The organism is Albidovulum sp. (assembly GCF_041919395.1).
GTDB lineage: Bacteria > Pseudomonadota > Alphaproteobacteria > Rhodobacterales > Rhodobacteraceae > Albidovulum.
In genome coordinates, this window is sequence record NZ_JAYRTX010000081.1 from 1 (window position 1) to 15,538 (window position 15,538).

Genomic DNA, 15,538 nt, shown 5'->3' on the forward strand with positions numbered 1-15,538 from the left:
CAAGCACTTGCAGCAGACGCCCGGCGTCCACGAGCCTGATCGGATTGAAAAGCCACAGGAGGATTGACCAACCGCCGATCGGCAGGGCGTAAAACAGCCCTACAGGCGCCAGCATTCCAAAGAGACCCATGGCAGCCAGCTTCGTCCCTGTCGGACGGAACATGAGGCGCGGACGGTGCCGGTTGAGGGTTCCGATAGCCAACAGAAGCGCGACGCCGAATCCGGTCATCAGGCAGAGAGCAATTGAGGTCCAACCGTCGGGCACGATAAGATGGCCGCGCGCCCACCATTCGCTTTGATGCAGTCTGGGCACCCAGACGCGCGAATAGAAAAGCCAGATCGCCGGGGCGATGATGGCCAAAAGAAAGAGTGTCAGTTGCGCGGTCTGACGCGGCCTTGGACGCCGCGCACTGCCTTTCTGCGGTCCGCCTGCCGGGCCCGAGCCGTCACTCAACCCAATGCACCGCCGTCAGGTCGTTGGACTGGTTCGGCGAGTTCTCCCAAAGCCCCTCGATCTTGGCATTCGCCACGCCTGTCTTGGCAAGCTGGAAGAGGTAGGCGTTGACGTAGTCCCTGGCGATCATCTCCTGCGCCTCTTTCAGGAGGTCGGAGCGCGCCGCCGGGTCGGTGGTTTCCGCCAGCTTGTCCATCAGCGCCACGAAGTCGGGCTTGCCATAACCGAAGTAGTAGTCGGGGCGGGCATAGATGTTGATGTCCATCGGCTCGGTATGGCTGACGATGGTCAGGTCGAAGTCGCGGCCCTTGAATACCTGTTCCAGCCATTGCGCCCATTCGACATTGCTGATCTCTGTCTCGATCCCGACCGCCGCCAGTTGTGCGGCGATGATCTCCCCGCCGCGCCTCGCATAGGTGGGCGGCGGCAGGGCGAGGCGCAGCTTCAGGCCCGTGATACCGGCCTCGGCCAGCAGCGCTTTCGACTTCTCGGGGTCATGGGCCGACAGCGCGGTCAGATCGAGGTAATCGGGGTTGTGCGGCGCGAAATGGGTGCCGATCGGCGTGCCGTAGCCGAACATCGCGCCGTCGATGATTTCCTGCCGGTTGATCGCATGGGCGATGGCCTCGCGCACCTTGACGTTGTCGAGCGGCGGCTTCCTGTTGTTCATCGCAAGGATCGTCTCGCCCTCGGTCGAGCCGACGATGACCTTGAAGCGCGGATCGGCTGCAAGTTGGGCCAGCGTCTCGGGCGCGGGATAGTTCGGGAAGGCATCGACATCGCCGGCCATCATCGCGGCGAAGGCGGCCGTCGGGTCGGAGATGAAGCGGAAGGTGGCTTTCGACAGCGCCACAGGCTCGCCCCAGTAGGCGTCGTTGCGCGTCAGGGTGACGTGATCGCCCTGGGCCCATTCGGCGAAGCGGAAGGGGCCGGTGCCCACCGGTTTCGTCGCGGCATCGGCCACGGACTCCGGTGCGACGATCACGGCGTCGCCCCAGGCCATGTTGAAGGGGAAGTTGCCGTCGGGCACCTTCAGCGACACCCGGACGGTCAGGGGATCGACGGCCTCGACCGCCTCGATTCCGGCAAAGAGCGCCTTCTGCGCGTTGGCGCTGTCATCGGCCCGCGCCCGGTCGAGCGTGAACTTCACGTCCTCGGCATCCATCGCGGTGCCGTCGTGGAAGGTCACGCCTTCGTGGAGGTGGAACACGTAGGTCTTCGCCCCGTCCTCCACGTCCCAGCTTGCGGCGAGCGCCGGCCGGACGGAGCCGTCGGGCCCGATGCGGGTGAGGCCCTCGAAGACATTGGCATAGACGACCTCGTCGATCGCGGCGGCGGCACCCGCCGTGGGATCGAGGTTCGGCGGCTCCAGCACCATGCCGAGGGTGATGGTGTCCTGCGCGGCAAGCGCGGGGCCGGCGACAAGGGCGAGGAGTGCGGCGGTCGTGGTAACGCGGTGGAACATCTCTCGGTCTCCCGGTTCCGCCCGGGGTGCGCCGGGCCATCCCCGGCATATTTCGCCGTTTTCGCACGCCGATCAAGCCGTTGGCTGGCGCAGAGTCTGCTGGAAACGATGCTGCGGCGCAGCTATGATGGCGCAACGACCCCGGGGGGGAGCACCGCAATGAGCGCGACGGTTGAGGGGAAGCGGCCGGTGCCGCCGGATATCCGGGCGCGGAAGGGCGGCGTGCCGCTCGTCATGCTCACCGCCTACACGACGCCGGTCGCGCGGCTCGTCGATCCGCATTGCGACATGGTTCTGGTGGGCGACAGCGTCGGCATGGTTCTGCACGGGCTGCCCTCGACCCTCGGCGTGACGATGGAGATGATGATCCTGCACGGCCGGGCGGTGGCGCGGGGGCTGTCCCGCGCCATGCTTGTCGTGGACATGCCCTTCGGCGCCTACGAGGAGGGGCCGGCGCAGGCCTTCCGCAACGCCGCGCGGCTGATGGCGGAGACCGGGGCGGCGGCGGTCAAGCTCGAAGGCGGCGCGCATATGGCCGAGACGATTGCGTTCCTCGCGGCGCGCGGGGTGCCGGTGATGGCGCATGTCGGGCTTACGCCGCAGGCGGTCAACACGCTCGGCGGCTACCGGGTGCAGGGGCGGGGCGAGGACGCGGAGCGCATCCGCGAGGACGCGGCCACCGTGGCCGGGGCGGGGGCCTTCGCCGTCGTGCTGGAAAAGGTGCCCGATGTGCTTGCGGCCGAGATCACCCGGGCCCTGCCGATCCCGACCATCGGTATCGGCGCCTCGGCGGAGTGCGACGGGCAGGTTCTGGTCGTGGACGACATGCTGGGGCTCTTCACCGCGTTCCGGCCGAAATTCGTGAAGCGCTATGCCGAACTCGGCGCCGAGGCGGACAGGGCGATCGCGGCCTATGCGGCCGATGTCAGGGCGCGGCGCTTTCCGGCTCCCGAGCATGTCTTCGGCGGGGAACCCGGCCGATGACCGAGGTGATCCGCAGCGCGGCGGCGCTTCGCGACCGGGTGGCAACCTGGAAGCGGTCGGGCATGCTTGTCGGCGTGGTGCCGACGATGGGGGCGCTGCACGACGGCCACCTGAGCCTCGCCCGCGCGGCGCGGGCGCAGTCCGACCGGGTGATCGTGACGATCTTCGTCAACCCGATGCAGTTCAACAACCCCGAAGACCTGACGAAATATCCTCGGACCGAGGCGCTTGACCTCGCGCTTCTCGAAGCGGAGAGGGTCGATGTCCTCTTCGCGCCCGGTCCCGAGGAGGTCTATCCGCCGGGCTTCGCCACGAGGGTGTCGGTCGCGGGCATCTCGGAGCCGATGGAGGGGACATTCCGGCCCGGCCATTTCGACGGCGTGGCGACGGTGGTGACGAAGCTTTTCGAGATGACACAGGCGGGGCGGGCGTTCTTCGGCGAGAAGGATTGGCAGCAGTTGCAGGTGGTCAGGCACCTGGTGCGCGACCTGAACATGCCGATCCGCGTGATCGGCTGCCCGACGATCCGGGAGCCCGACGGGCTGGCGATGTCGTCGCGCAACGTGCGTCTCACGGCGCGGGAGAGGGCGGTTGCGCCCGCGCTTCATGGCGCGATGCAGGCCGCGACGGCGGCGATCCGGGCCGGAACGGCGCCGGCGGCGGCGCTGGCGGAGGCGCGCGGAGCGGTGCTGGCGGCGGGGTTCGCGGATGTGGAGTATTTCGACCTGCGCGGCGCCGAAGACCTCGCGCCGCTCGCCACGCTCGACCGTCCGGCGCGACTTCTGGCGGCAACCGTGCTGGGAGAGGTCCGGCTCATCGACAACATCGCGGTCTGACGGAAGCCGCTCCGGGATCTAGCGGACAGACCAGCTTTCGGGCACGTCGATCCCGAGGTCGCCGAGTTCGGTCACGAGCCGGTTGACCGCGGGGGCGATGCCTTCGAGCATCCCGGCGGGCATGGGGTGTTCCGGCGTCACGTTGACCTGCCGGTCGAGGAGCGCTGGCGGGTAGTCGTGCGGCGGGAGGTCGAGGAAGGCCTCGGTCTGGCGAACGAAGGCGAGCGGCGCGTCCCTCATGATGTGATGGAAGCCGACATGCAGGGATGCCGACGGCAGAACCGCGCGCATCCGCCGAATTGCCGCGGCGTAGTCGCTGTGCGGCCAGATCGCATTCGAAAGGGCGAAGGAGGCAAGTTCGTCGGCGCTCCAGGTTTCGAGCTTGTGGCGGTTTCCGGTCATGATCAGATGGAAGCGCACATGGCTCCAGACCTGATCCCTCGGGTTGCGCAGGGTGTAGAGCACCCTCAGCCGCTCGGTCGCAGCCATCACACGGCGCCAGCTCGCCTCGGAGAGAAGCGCGTTCAGGTTGGAGAAATCGGCGACCCAGGTCTCGCGCCGGCGGTCCTGAAAGAGCGTGCGGAACCACAGGTCGTCGACCGGCCCCGCGACATAGCTGGAGAGCCAGCGGAGGTTCCGGGCGACGAGGGCGGCATCGACGGTCGCGGGATCAAAGCCGCCGTAGAGCTTCGCGGTGTTGAGCCGCCAGCGCTCATTGAGCACCTTGGGGTTCTCGTAGCGCGCGTAGAAGTAGTGGATTTCCTTTTCCGGGGTGAAGTGAATGCCCGGATGGTGGCGCAGCACCGAATAGAGCCAGGTCGTGCCCGCCTTCATGGCCCCGACGCTCAGGAAGAGATTGTCGAACAGGGGCGCGGCCACTGGAAGGCAGTCAGTATCGGTCGTGTCGCTGGGCATTACGGTTCGCAGTCAGGGTTCCAGAAGTTCCGCCAGCACCAGCGCCATGACCTTGGCGCTGTCTTCCATGTCGGTGATTCCCACCCATTCGTCGGGCTGGTGGGCGAGGTCGAGGATGCCGGGCCCGTAGGCGATGCAGTTCCTGAGCCGCCCGATCCGGTCGATGTGCTTCTGGTCGTAGGTGCCAGGGGAAACGACGTAATCGGCGTGTTTGCCCAGCACCTTCTCGATCGCGGCGGCGGTGGTGCGGACGACGGGGGCGTCCTTGTCCGTCATTGTCGGGCGCACCTCGAAGAGGTCGCGGACCTCGTACTGGAAGCTGGGGCGGGCCGCCCGGACGTTCTCGAGCATCGCCGTCAGCTCGCGCTTCACCTCGGCCAGATCTTCCTCGATCAGGTAGCGGCGGTCGATCACGATGCGGCAGCGGTCGGGGACGCAGGGCGCGGGGAAACCGGTATAACCGTCCTCCTGCTCCTTTTCGCCGCCGTGGATGGAGTTGATGTTGAGGGTGGATTGCCGGGCGCCCTCGGGGATCACCGGCATTTCGGTGCGTCTGGTGGCGAGCAGCGGGAAGAGTGTCGCCTCCATCTCGGCCAGCACCGCGCCCATGTGGCGGATCGCGCTGTCGCCGAGAAAGGGCATGGAGCCGTGGGCGATGCGGCCCTTCGTCTCGATCTCGGCCCACCAGACGCCGCGATGGCCAAGGCAGATGCGGTCCTTGTGCAGGGGCTCGGGGATGATGACGTGCTGGACGCGGGCCGGGTCGAAGCGGCCCTGCTGCGCCAGATAGGCGACGCCGCCATAGCCGCCCGTCTCCTCGTCGGCGGTGGCGCTGATCTCGATGGCACCGCGGAAATCCGGGCAGGCGGCGATGAAGGCCTCGGCGGCGACGATGCTGGCGGCGAGACCGCCCTTCATGTCGCAGGACCCGCGGCCAAAGATACGGTCGTCCTCGATCTCGGCGCCGAACGGGTCGCGGGTCCAGCCATGGCCGACCTCGACCACGTCATGATGGCCGTTGAAATGGACGCAGTCGCCGGGCCCGCTGCCGTCGCGGCGGGCGACCAGGTTCCAGCGGGGATGCGCGACGCTGTCGCCGGGCGCGCCCTCGGCCCGGATGAGTTCGACGAAGAAGCCCTGACGGCCCAGCCGGTCGGCGAGATATTCGCAGATTTCCAGATAGTTGTGCCCTGGCGGGTTGAGCGTCGGGATGCGGATCAAATCCTGCGTCAGCGCGACGAGGGCGTCGCGCCTTTGGTCGATCTCGCGGATGATCCTGTCGTCGGCTGTGTCGGGCATGGCCCTGACGCTAGCGCGCGGCTTGACCGTGGGCAATGGGCGGAAAAGCGGATGACGCATGCGCGCCGATGCACTAAGTTTTTCGGCGGGCGGCCCTCGACAAAACCTGAGCGGGCCACGACATAGTGTAAAGCCGATTAACATTGAGGGACAAGATGGCCGACTTTGATTCCCAGATTCTGAAAAGCCAGAAGCAGGTTGCCGAGGCGCAGTCGCGCATTTCCGAACTGACGGCCAAGATCGATTCCGCGAAGGTGAAGCTGAATGCGGGGCAGGACATTTCCATCGACATCGAGAATGCGACGCTCGAGGACGTCCACAAGCATACCGAGCTGATGAACGCCAATATCGCCGAGCTGATCATGGGGCTCGACGATGTGACGGCGGGCTTTTCGCGCGACTTCGACGAAATGCGCACGAAGACCGGGTGGGAAAGCTTCGTCGGCTTCTTTTCGGAAGGAAAGTCCGAGGCGATGCGGCAGGAGCGGCTGCGGGGCGCCACCATCGACGACAAGCTGCAGGACCTGATCGCGAAGTCGGATACGATCGTGAAGCTCCTGGAAGGGCAGCTGGCGGTGCTGAACGATCACAAGGCCAAGGTCGAGGCGAACCTGACCGGCACCCTGACCGACCGTGAGGTGACGGTGGGTGAGCTGGAGAGCCTGCGCGCCGAGATTCAGGCGATGGACCCGAGGATCATCGAGCTGGAGAACAGGATTTCCGTCGAGCAGGATGCGGCGGCGCGGACCAAGCTGGAAAGCCAGTTGGCCGAGTTGAACAAGCAATACAATGCCATGGTGCAGGACGAGCAGGTGAAGCTTGCGAAGTCGCAGACGTTGGAGCGCTATATCGAGAAGGGCAAGACCTGGGTAGATTCGTTGCAGAACCAGGCGGCGACGCAGATGGTTCTCATCAACAAGCTCCAGACGGATACGAAGCAGCGGGTGGTGCTCTACGACGCTCTGACGAAGTCCTTGAAGACCGCGCAGCAGCAGGACGTGGCGCACCGGATCAACGAGATCGGGGTCAAGACCGACCAGGAGGCGCAGGCGGCGATGGCCGGGATCGGCTCGGCCACGAACACGCGGATGGCCGAGATGCTGGAGGCGCATGAGGACCAGATGGTCTTTGCCCGGAAGGTGCTTGAGCAGAAGGCCAAGGCGGATGAACGCTTCGCCCGGCGCTTCGCGGCGATTGTCGAGAAGCACGACAAGAACCTGTATGGTGGCTAAGTGCCCGACCTTGACCTGACCACCGACCACAAGGTGATCGACGACGACCTTGCCGCGCGGCGGTATTTCGCGAAGTTCGAGACGATCACGCGGCTCTTGATCTCGGTCGCTGGCGAAATGGAGAGAGACAAGTCCTTTTCCGACCTCGACAGCGATGTGCTCGAGGACTACATCCGCGCGATTTCCCGCAGCTTCAGGGCGCTGAGCCTGAAATACCTCGTCTCCGGGCGGCTCGATGCCATCGGGCAGAAGCACCTGACCATCGACTTCCACGAAAGCGGCTTCCCGGTCTTTCAGGAGATCGTGACGATGGCCAACGACGCCGCGCAGGCGGCGCGGCATCTTGAGGGGATGCCGGACGCCGCCCGCCTGAAGGACGAGATGGTGCGCCAGATCGTCGGCGAGCGTGTGGTGCCGACGCGGCTGCAATATGCGCTGTCGCAGCGGCTGTATTACGAGACGCTGCGCGACGGCGGGCTTTACTTCGCGCAGATGCATCCGGCGGCGGAGTTCATTTCCGAAGTGTCGGGCGGGCGGCGCGGCTACCTTCTGCACTGGGGCGTCTATGACAGCCAGTTGAACGTGCCGGTGGTCTATCTGATGGAGGTGGTGGATTCGGGCCGCAAGGCGCTGCCGCTCGACGAGCGGCGCTGGCCCGCCGCGCAGGCGCATCTTCTGGCGCAGTCAGTGGGGGGCCTCAAGCTTCTGACCATCGCCAAGGGGTTCGACACGGATTTCGCTGACCTGCATCCGAAGCGGCTCAGGCGCCTGCACCTCGGGCCGATGTATTCCTCGTCCTTCACGCTGCAGACCGGCGCGATGCGCGAGGTTCTGGACGAGGCGAAGGCCGAGCCGGGCGAGGACTGGGCGCTGGCCTGGACGGTCGAGGAACTGGTGAGCGAGCGGGTCGAGGTCGAGGAGGGCTGGTTCTCGAAGACCGAGCGCGAGGTCTTCCGGCTCGACCCCTTCGCGGCACAGGGGGCGGAGACGGGGGCGACTCGGATCACCCGGTCGCTGATCCTGCCGCAGCGGCCTTTCCAGGTGCTGGCCGAGAAGGACCCCGAGGGGTTCCGCGCGCTGCGCAAGTTCGTTGTGGGGAAGGAAGGCCGGGTGCTGGTCTATGGCTGATGCCGCGCCGCGGGTCTTCCACCCCCGGACCCCCGAAGGTATTTCGAGCAAGATGAATGAGGGTTGAGGGATGAGTGGCCAGCGCGACGAGATGGAGTTGAAGGAAGAGGCGGTCCGGGCGCACTATGCCGGGGCGGCGGCGCTTCTGTCGGGCTTCGATCATGCGCCGCGCATTGCCAGGGCGCAGGTCGTCGAGGCGCCGGCGGAACGGTCGCCGGGGATCGGCGCGCGGCCGCGGTTCCGTTCCACGACGCCGGGGCTGGTGACGCGGCCGATGGCGCGGCCCGAGGGGGTGCGCCTGATCGAGCGGACCCTCGGGATCGGCGGCGACGATCCGATCGTCGATCCGGTCGAGGCGGTGGTGTTGCAGGCCTTGCGCCGCGCGCTCGCGGTCGCGCTGGCGGTGGGCGAGGCGTTTTCCGGGCAGACCGGACTTGCCGAGTTGAAAAAGGCCAATCTGGAGAACCGGCTGCCGGCCGATCGCAAGACCGAGTTTTCCGAGCTTCTGGCGGCGGAGGCTCTTGCCGTGCTCTCGGTCTTCGCCAATGCGACAGCGTTCCTGCTGGCGGCCCATGCCACCGAGGAGACGGTGGAGATCGGCGCGGTCGAGGAGGTGTTGACCGACAATGCGCAACTGGCGCTGCACGGTGCGCTCTGGGAACTCGACCAGGACATCGCGGTCTTCGCGACGGAGGGGCCGCGGCTGGTGCCCACGGTCCTCGCCTTCGCCGAGCAGCTGATGGAGAAGGTGAAGCTGCGCGCGGCCTCCGCGCCGCGGCTGGAGGCCTTTACCGGCGCGAACTACCGCGTCGAGGCGGACGACTTCCCGATCTCGGGCTTCGAGGCGGCGCGGAAGGCGCGCGGCTCGACCCTGATCATGACCTTCAAGAAACCGAACGAGGTGGTCGGCAACCATATCGCCAAATACCAGGCGGTGCGGCTGGCCAAGATGCTGATGGCCTATGATTTCGAGCGGAAGCTCAATCCCTTCGCGGAGCTTGGCGGTTTCATCTTCACCTTCATGGGCGACGGCAAGCCGGGGACGGGCAAGACGACGCTGATCCAGATGATGGCCGGTCTGCTCAACGACTACTGCAAGGTGGCGGGCTATCCGTTCCGCTACCAGAACCTCAGCATCGACAATGTGGATTCGTATCAGGGCAAGTCGGGGCAGAACGCGAAAGCCTTCATCAACAACGTGATGGACCCCGCCGTGATCGGCTTCGGCACGGTCGATGACATCGACCAGGTGGCGGGCAAGCGCGGCGACCGGCAGTCGAGCGCGGGGCAGCAGGAGATTACCGCCGTGCTGATGGAGGCCTTCGCCGGGGCGAATACGGTGGTGCGGGGCAACTGCACCTTCGGCATGTTCTCGAACTACCCCGAGAATGTCGACGACGCGCTTCGCCAGCGGGCCGGGGCGCGGTTCCTCGTCGACGGGCCGCAAAGCCGCGAGGACTATATCGACATCCTCGCGCTTCTCTTGGGCAAGAACCATGCGATCCCGATGGGGGAGCATGAGCTTTATGCCGCGCAGGAGATCAAGCGCGCGGTGGCGGCGAGTTTCGAGGGCCATTCGGAGCCGCATGAGGAGGGGCTGAAGGCGGTCTGGCGCGCGGTCGAGGGGCGGGTGGGCGCGCTCGACACCATCGCCAAGCTCGGGGCCTATCTCAAGGCCATTCAGGAGGCGGATGAGCGGTTTACGGGGCGGGCGGTCAAGAACATCACCGATGCGGTGAAGGTGCGGGCGATGGATTTCGAATTGCCGGACGAGTGGATGGAGGAACCGGAGCGGTTCCTGTTCAAGTCTTACGAAGAGAAGAAGGCGATGATCGAGGCGCTGCGCCAGCCGATCACCGTCGAGATGGTGGTGCAGGAGATCAACCGCTATGCCGACTCTGAGTTCCGCTATGCCGACAAGTCGGACGAGGTCGCCGTCGAGGCGGCGGTCAGGGACATGCGGCGGATGGAGGAGGCCAAGCGGCGGTATCTGGAGGGGAAGGGGTGACGGGCGTCGGAGGCATGACGGGGGCCCGATGAACTGGTTTTTGGTCCTCTTCTTCATGGCAGTTCTCCCGTTTCTGGCCGGGCTTGTCACCGGGACTTCACTGGGGCGACGATTGGGGGAAGGAAAGATCTATTCGCTCCGGACTGTTGTGGTCTTCGCTTGTTTTATGCTCACTCTGACCGCATCGGTTTGGATGCTTTGGCGTTTTGCAGCCGGTTTTGTGTTTCTACTTTTGACCAGCTTTGGAATGGGTAAGACTCTGGCATGGACGGCGGCCTCAGGTATTTCCATTCTCACCATCCTCGTTGTGTTCGGGTTTTCCGTCACAAGGGCCTTTCATCGTTCACATGGAGACATTCCACATGAGGCGGAGGGGTGAAACGCCTGATCGACTTGGACATGATCGACGGCAATCGAGCAACGCTCTGCCCCCCTCCCCATCCCCTCCCTACAAGGGGGAGGGGAGCCGCGACACGGCCCGCGATTTGCCGAATGGAGAGGAAGCGGGACGGTGAAATGCCTCATTGAAAAGGGCCTGATGCTCGGCAACCTGGTCCCGGTCGAAAGCCCGGCGACACTCCCCCCTCCCCATCCCTCCCCCACGAGGGGGGAGGGAGGCGTGAACGTCGCCCGTCTGGTGCCTCCCCTCCCCCTTGTGGGGAGGGGATGGGGGTGGGGGGCGACCCCGTGACCCGCATCGCCGCCCATACCCGCAGCCGCGCCCGTGATCTCCGCAGGGAGATGACCCCGCAGGAGCGCAAGCTCTGGACGAAGCTGCGCGAGGTGAACCGGATGCTCGGCGCGCATTTCCGCAGGCAGGCGCCGGTCGGTCCTTACATCGCGGATTTCGCGGAGTTTGGCCGCCGCCTCGTGATCGAGGTCGATGGCGGCGGGCATGGCGGGCCGAGGGACCGGGCACGGGATGCCTGGTTCGCCGCAGAGGGGTTCACGGTGCTTCGCTTCTGGAACGCGGATGTGGACGGCAATCTCGAAGGTGTGATGCGACTGGTGCTCGATGCGCTGGAAGCGTGCCCCCCACCCCCATCCCCTCCCCACGAGGGGGAGGGGAGGCGCCGGGCGACCGGCGCAGCGTCTGGCAGCAATGGAGGCCGATCATGAAACGCCTCATCTCCAAGGGCCTGATGTTCGGCAATCTCGTGCCCATCGAAAGCCCGGCGCTGATCGAACGCTACAACCGGGCGCTGAAATCCTTGACGGGGAAGGAGACGAAGCTTGCCGATTTCCACATCGACATTTCCGGCTACAGCCCGGAAGTGGGCGATGAGCTTGACGACCACCTCTACCTCAACAAGAACGGCTGCAACCGGCAGTTCATCCTCTTGACTACCGACCAGAAGACGGCACCGCTCTTGAACGCGAAGTTCTCGACCTCGCGCGGCATCCTGACGAAGTTCATCGCCGGGAACGAGGCGCAGCTTTTCAGCCTGACCGCCCGCGATGCCGTGGCGGGGGAGCTGGAGAATACCGTCTTCGAACTGACCTCGCCCGCGAGGCTCTTCGATATCCGCCGCATCACCGTGGTCGCGGACACGACCGGCAACCATCTGGCGGAGGCGGAGAAGCTCTCGCGTCTCGTCGAGAGGTTCCGGACGGAGGAGGACGCCTGGTGGAACGACGTGCTCATCGCCGAGATGATCGCGCTTGCGGAAAAGACCGGCGACGTGACGCGCAATCCGGTGGCGCTGAAGGCGACGACCTATGACCAGGGCAATTTCTGGACGGCGCATTTCGGCGGCATCTACATCTTCCGCGACCTCGACCATCCGGCGGCGATCTCGGTCGGGCCGAAGGAGGCGCTGGGCCAGCTTCCGGTCAGGTATGTCTTCGGCCTCGGCGACCGGAACCAGATCGCCAAGTTCCTCGAGATCAACGACCTTGCCGAGCCGATCGTCAGCGCGCCGGGCGCGGACGCGTCCGCCATTTTGCGGCAGAAGATGGATTTCATCGTCGTCGCCGCCGCGGCGGAGCTCGGGCTCGACATCGGCCACGGATCGCGGCGCGACCTGAGGCAGGCGGCCGCGGCCCTCGGCGCGCGGCTCCCCGAGGCGTTCCAGGGCCTCGCCGCGCTCCTGCGCTGGGTGGAGACGGGCGGGCCCTGGCCACGCATCACCTCCGCCCATCCGTCCTATTTCTATACGCTCCGCGCGAAACCCCATGCCGACCGCGACCTGGTCAACATGCTCCTGGCGGAGCTTTCGCCGCTCGACGTGCGACAGCTCTTCATCTGCCACAAGGAGCTTTTCTACCACCTCTACCGGTCCTGGCCGGAGGCGAAGAAAGAGTACGTCGCCGACTATCTCGAACGCGAGTACCAGATCGACAAGGCGGGCGCGCGGTCGCGGCTCTTCGGGCCGGAGCCGGCGATGGAAGAGACGCCGGCGATCCCGGGCTGGTCGCGGCCGGGGCGCGGCGATATCCTCGACGCCGTCGGCCCCTGGGGCGCCGTCCGCAAGGAGAGAAGATGATCGCATTGCTGCGCCTCGCCGTCGTTGGCGTCATCGGCCTGTCGGTCGTCTATCTGCTCATGTGGATCTACGCCCGCTCCGTCCGGCGCGAGCAGCTTGAGAAGGACTGGGCGGCCGACCATCCGGACGGGGGCGATCCCGACGCGCGGGAGGCCTTTATCGAGACCGGCGTGAAGGACTATGAACCGGGGCTTCGGCGGCGGCTCATCATCTTCGTCTTCATCCTGCCCGCGGTCGCCGTCGCGGCGATCCTCTTCGTGACCAACTACCAGTGAGGCCGAGATGCGCTATGTGAAATGGACCTTCGTCGCGACCCTCGCGGCCGTGATCATCGGCTTCCTGCATTACACGCTCCCCCAGCACGACGTGGTGCGGATCGTCGGCACCTACCAGGAACGCCAGGACCTCAGCGACTGGACGCGGATCTTCTGGGCGACGCCCGACGATCAGGCGACGGGCCTCATCAACCGCGATGTGCAGTTCATCCAGGCGGTGAAGGCGAACGGCAAGGAGGTCGTCTACCGCAACGAGGATACCGGCTGGTCCTGGCCGCCCTATTTCAAGTTCGACACCGCGAACCTGCTCGCCCGCGCGCAGGACATGATCTCAACCTCCGAGAACCCCAAGTGGGCCGTCGTCACGCACTACGGCTGGCGCAACATCTACGTCTCGGCCTTCCCGAACGCGGTCAACATCAAGCCGGTGGCCGGGCCGGATGTGACGATCATCCCCTGGTTCAACATCGCCTTCTTCGTGGCGCTGGCGATCCTGATCTTCATGCTCCGCCGCATGTGGCTGCAATTCCGCGAACGCGCGCTCGATCCGGCGCTCGAGGATGTTGGCGAGGCCTGGGAGGGGGTGGAGGGCCGCGCAGGTCACGCGGCCGACGAGGTGCGCGGATTCTGGGGGCGGTTCAAGGCCTGGCTGATGACCTGGAAGGGCAAGCCGCGAGGCTGAGCAGCGGCGTCATCTGCGCATTGGCGTCCGAAAGGTTGTGACGGGAGACCGCCGAAGCGCGTAGCGATCCACTTTGGCGCCTGAAAACGGAACACGTTGCCGTAGCCAGTCGAGGCGATCGGCCCGGCGGAGGTCGGCAAGAGAGTCAACCGCGCCGACGCTGAGGGATAGGAGCGGGAATTTCCACCTGCGAAACGGAGTTTTGCCGGAACCGACACGACGAGACAGGACGAACCGTCCCTTTCGGCTCGACAGCATGCGGGCGGCTCCGTTAACCTTTCCCGGCTGTGCCTTCGTCCGTGAGAACATGTGTGAGTTGAATGAATCGAAACAGGCCCTTGCGGCCCTTCCTGCCGCTCCTGTTGCTGACGGCGGCCGTGGGCTGCGTCAAGTCCGCAGCCGTGGGCGCTGAACCCGTGCTATGGTCGTGCCGCGTCGCCGACGCGGCCGCAGCGGCGGCGGATTTCTGCCCCGACATCGGCGGCGCTCTGGAGGCGGGCCTGCGGAGCCGCGATCCCGACCGGACTGTCTCCGCAAGCGTGGCGGGGCCTGGCTCCGACCCTGCGGCGCTCAATCTCGTCGTCGAACTCGTCTCGGCCAGCGACCGGAGCCTTTCGGCGCGGCTTCTGTGGCAGGCGCCTCACACCGCCGGGGAAGAGGCCGGCCCGGTCCTGACGCTCGATGTGGTCGACAGGTCGCTTGGCGATGCGGACCTGCGCGCCACGTTCGCGTCACAAATCGCCGCCAATCTTCTGTCCCACGGCGGAGCACCGCTGTGAAGCTGTGCGCCGCCGGGATTATTCGAGACATACGTCGTAGCAAGGGGTGAATTTTCATGTGTACGGTTTGCATGGCGTCGCGCGCGCCCGGTGTCGAGTGTGATTACACCCACGCCGGTCCCGCACAGCAGATCCTGACCGAGGTCGGGGATGCCGCGGGCAGCACCGCCACAACCTACGTCATGGCGGTCAGCGACACGTTCAACGGCGCCCTCAACGCCAACGGCGACGACGACTGGATCCGCATCGACCTGACGGCGGGCGACATCGTCCAGATCGACCTCGCCGCGACGACCTTCTTCGACCCCTATCTGAGGCTCTACGATTCCACCGGGACCCTAATCGCCGAAAACGACGACAACGGCGTCTCCCTGAACTCCTCGCTGACGTTCCAGGCGCTTAGCAGCGGGTCGTACTACATCAGCGCCCGCTCGCTGGGCGACAACGAAACCGGGACCTACGCTCTCTCAGTGGCGAACGGCAGCCTGCCGCCCGCGGGCACGGTGGACGAACTCGCCAGCTACCTCACCGACGGCTACTGGAGCCGCCGCTCGTTCGACACGACCACCGACAACACCCTGACCGTCAACCTGACGGCGCTGACGGCCGCTGGCCAGCAGCTGGCGCGCTGGGCGCTGGATATGTGGGAGGGGGCGGCCGACCTCCAGTTCGTCGAGGTCATCGGCACCGCCGACATCACATTCGACGACAACCAGCCCGGCGCCTTCGCCTCGTCCGTGACCAGCGGCGCGACAATCATGTCTTCCACCGTCAACATCGATGTCAACTGGCTCGCCAGCTACGGCACGGCCATGGGCAGCTACAGCTTCCAGACCTATTTGCACGAGATCGGCCACGCGCTCGGACTTGGCCACCAGGGAAGCTACAACGTCTCGGCGACCTATCCGACGGATGCGGTCTTTGCCAATGACAGCTGGCAGATGTCGGTGATGTCCTATTTCGACCAGATCGACAACACCACGGTCAATGCCGAC

Annotated in this window: 16 protein-coding genes; 12 read left to right on the top strand and 4 right to left on the bottom strand. The window is 65.9% G+C overall.

What is annotated here, in order from left to right; genetic code table 11:
* On the bottom strand, positions 1-361 hold a 361-nt coding region (locus ACMUOO_RS13030), incomplete at its 3' end, for a hypothetical protein (RefSeq protein ID WP_413855462.1).
* A gap of 85 nt (positions 362-446) precedes the next feature.
* Positions 447-1,919, bottom strand: a complete 1,473-nt coding sequence (locus tag ACMUOO_RS13035; protein ID WP_301917254.1) for an ABC transporter substrate-binding protein — start codon at positions 1,917-1,919, stop codon at positions 447-449.
* A 159-nt stretch (positions 1,920-2,078) separates the two neighbouring features.
* Between ACMUOO_RS13035 and panB the strand changes: the two genes are divergently transcribed.
* Complete coding sequence (panB, locus tag ACMUOO_RS13040; RefSeq protein WP_301917253.1) at positions 2,079-2,903, top strand: 3-methyl-2-oxobutanoate hydroxymethyltransferase; 825 nt, start codon at positions 2,079-2,081, stop codon at positions 2,901-2,903.
* Positions 2,900-3,739, top strand: a complete 840-nt coding sequence (gene panC, locus ACMUOO_RS13045) for a pantoate--beta-alanine ligase (protein ID WP_301917252.1) — start codon at positions 2,900-2,902, stop codon at positions 3,737-3,739. Before panB ends, panC begins: the two co-directional genes overlap by 4 nt.
* An 18-nt stretch (positions 3,740-3,757) precedes the next feature.
* On the opposite strand, the gene ACMUOO_RS13050 is transcribed toward panC, so the two are convergent.
* Together ACMUOO_RS13050 and ACMUOO_RS13055 are read right to left on the bottom strand one after the other, a co-directional pair.
* A complete protein-coding gene (locus tag ACMUOO_RS13050) occupies positions 3,758-4,654 on the bottom strand; it encodes a sulfotransferase (RefSeq protein WP_413855465.1) in 897 nt (298 codons plus the stop codon).
* 12 nt (positions 4,655-4,666) lie between these two features.
* Positions 4,667-5,953 (bottom strand): acetylornithine deacetylase/succinyl-diaminopimelate desuccinylase family protein, encoded by a 1,287-nt coding sequence (locus ACMUOO_RS13055; protein WP_301917250.1) that lies wholly within the window; start codon positions 5,951-5,953, stop codon positions 4,667-4,669.
* 155 nt (positions 5,954-6,108) lie between these two features.
* Here ACMUOO_RS13055 and ACMUOO_RS13060 point away from each other — a divergent pair, with 155 nt between their 5' ends.
* From ACMUOO_RS13060 to ACMUOO_RS13105, 10 genes are all read left to right on the top strand, one after another.
* Positions 6,109-7,185, top strand: a complete 1,077-nt coding sequence (locus ACMUOO_RS13060) for a hypothetical protein (RefSeq protein WP_301917249.1) — start codon at positions 6,109-6,111, stop codon at positions 7,183-7,185.
* Positions 7,186-8,313, top strand: a complete 1,128-nt coding sequence (locus tag ACMUOO_RS13065; protein ID WP_301917248.1) for a hypothetical protein — start codon at positions 7,186-7,188, stop codon at positions 8,311-8,313.
* Between the two features lie 70 nt (positions 8,314-8,383).
* The gene (locus tag ACMUOO_RS13070) at positions 8,384-10,321 is read left to right on the top strand and encodes an AAA family ATPase (protein WP_301917247.1); all 1,938 of its coding nucleotides are present in this window, start codon (positions 8,384-8,386) and stop codon (positions 10,319-10,321) included.
* A gap of 28 nt (positions 10,322-10,349) precedes the next feature.
* Positions 10,350-10,700 carry a hypothetical protein gene (locus tag ACMUOO_RS13075; RefSeq protein WP_301917246.1) on the top strand — a complete coding sequence of 117 codons (351 nt, stop codon included), beginning with the start codon at positions 10,350-10,352 and terminating at the stop codon, positions 10,698-10,700.
* Between the two features lie 308 nt (positions 10,701-11,008).
* Positions 11,009-11,440 carry an endonuclease domain-containing protein gene (locus ACMUOO_RS13080; protein WP_301917245.1) on the top strand — a complete coding sequence of 144 codons (432 nt, stop codon included), beginning with the start codon at positions 11,009-11,011 and terminating at the stop codon, positions 11,438-11,440.
* Positions 11,437-12,807: a DUF6638 family protein gene (locus ACMUOO_RS13085; RefSeq protein WP_301917244.1), complete on the top strand. Its 1,371-nt coding sequence runs from the start codon at positions 11,437-11,439 to the stop codon at positions 12,805-12,807. The genes ACMUOO_RS13080 and ACMUOO_RS13085 overlap by 4 nt, the downstream gene beginning before the upstream one ends.
* A complete protein-coding gene (locus tag ACMUOO_RS13090) occupies positions 12,804-13,082 on the top strand; it encodes a hypothetical protein (RefSeq protein ID WP_301917243.1) in 279 nt (92 codons plus the stop codon). The genes ACMUOO_RS13085 and ACMUOO_RS13090 overlap by 4 nt, the downstream gene beginning before the upstream one ends.
* Before the next feature lie 7 nt (positions 13,083-13,089).
* Positions 13,090-13,764: a DUF1523 family protein gene (locus tag ACMUOO_RS13095; protein ID WP_301917242.1), complete on the top strand. Its 675-nt coding sequence runs from the start codon at positions 13,090-13,092 to the stop codon at positions 13,762-13,764.
* A 320-nt stretch (positions 13,765-14,084) separates the two neighbouring features.
* Positions 14,085-14,543, top strand: a complete 459-nt coding sequence (locus ACMUOO_RS13100) for a hypothetical protein (protein WP_301917241.1) — start codon at positions 14,085-14,087, stop codon at positions 14,541-14,543.
* Between the two features lie 56 nt (positions 14,544-14,599).
* Positions 14,600-15,538, top strand: a 939-nt coding sequence (locus ACMUOO_RS13105) for a pre-peptidase C-terminal domain-containing protein (RefSeq protein ID WP_413855470.1), incomplete at its 3' end; no start/stop codon positions are given.

What these genes read in the sequence shown, in the direction of transcription:
- ACMUOO_RS13060 (WP_301917249.1), top strand. Translation starts at nt 6,109, where the DNA reads ATGGCCGACTTTGATTCCCAGATTCTGAAAAGCCAGAAGCAGGTTGCC.
- ACMUOO_RS13070 (WP_301917247.1), top strand. Translation starts at nt 8,384, where the DNA reads ATGAGTGGCCAGCGCGACGAGATGGAGTTGAAGGAAGAGGCGGTCCGG.
- ACMUOO_RS13090 (WP_301917243.1), top strand. Translation starts at nt 12,804, where the DNA reads ATGATCGCATTGCTGCGCCTCGCCGTCGTTGGCGTCATCGGCCTGTCG.
- panC (WP_301917252.1), top strand. Translation starts at nt 2,900, where the DNA reads ATGACCGAGGTGATCCGCAGCGCGGCGGCGCTTCGCGACCGGGTGGCA.
- ACMUOO_RS13075 (WP_301917246.1), top strand. Translation starts at nt 10,350, where the DNA reads ATGAACTGGTTTTTGGTCCTCTTCTTCATGGCAGTTCTCCCGTTTCTG.
- ACMUOO_RS13050 (WP_413855465.1), bottom strand. Translation starts at nt 4,654, where the DNA reads ATGCCCAGCGACACGACCGATACTGACTGCCTTCCAGTGGCCGCGCCC.
- ACMUOO_RS13035 (WP_301917254.1), bottom strand. Translation starts at nt 1,919, where the DNA reads ATGTTCCACCGCGTTACCACGACCGCCGCACTCCTCGCCCTTGTCGCC.
- ACMUOO_RS13095 (WP_301917242.1), top strand. Translation starts at nt 13,090, where the DNA reads ATGCGCTATGTGAAATGGACCTTCGTCGCGACCCTCGCGGCCGTGATC.
- ACMUOO_RS13055 (WP_301917250.1), bottom strand. Translation starts at nt 5,953, where the DNA reads ATGCCCGACACAGCCGACGACAGGATCATCCGCGAGATCGACCAAAGG.
- ACMUOO_RS13085 (WP_301917244.1), top strand. Translation starts at nt 11,437, where the DNA reads ATGAAACGCCTCATCTCCAAGGGCCTGATGTTCGGCAATCTCGTGCCC.
- panB (WP_301917253.1), top strand. Translation starts at nt 2,079, where the DNA reads ATGAGCGCGACGGTTGAGGGGAAGCGGCCGGTGCCGCCGGATATCCGG.
- ACMUOO_RS13100 (WP_301917241.1), top strand. Translation starts at nt 14,085, where the DNA reads ATGAATCGAAACAGGCCCTTGCGGCCCTTCCTGCCGCTCCTGTTGCTG.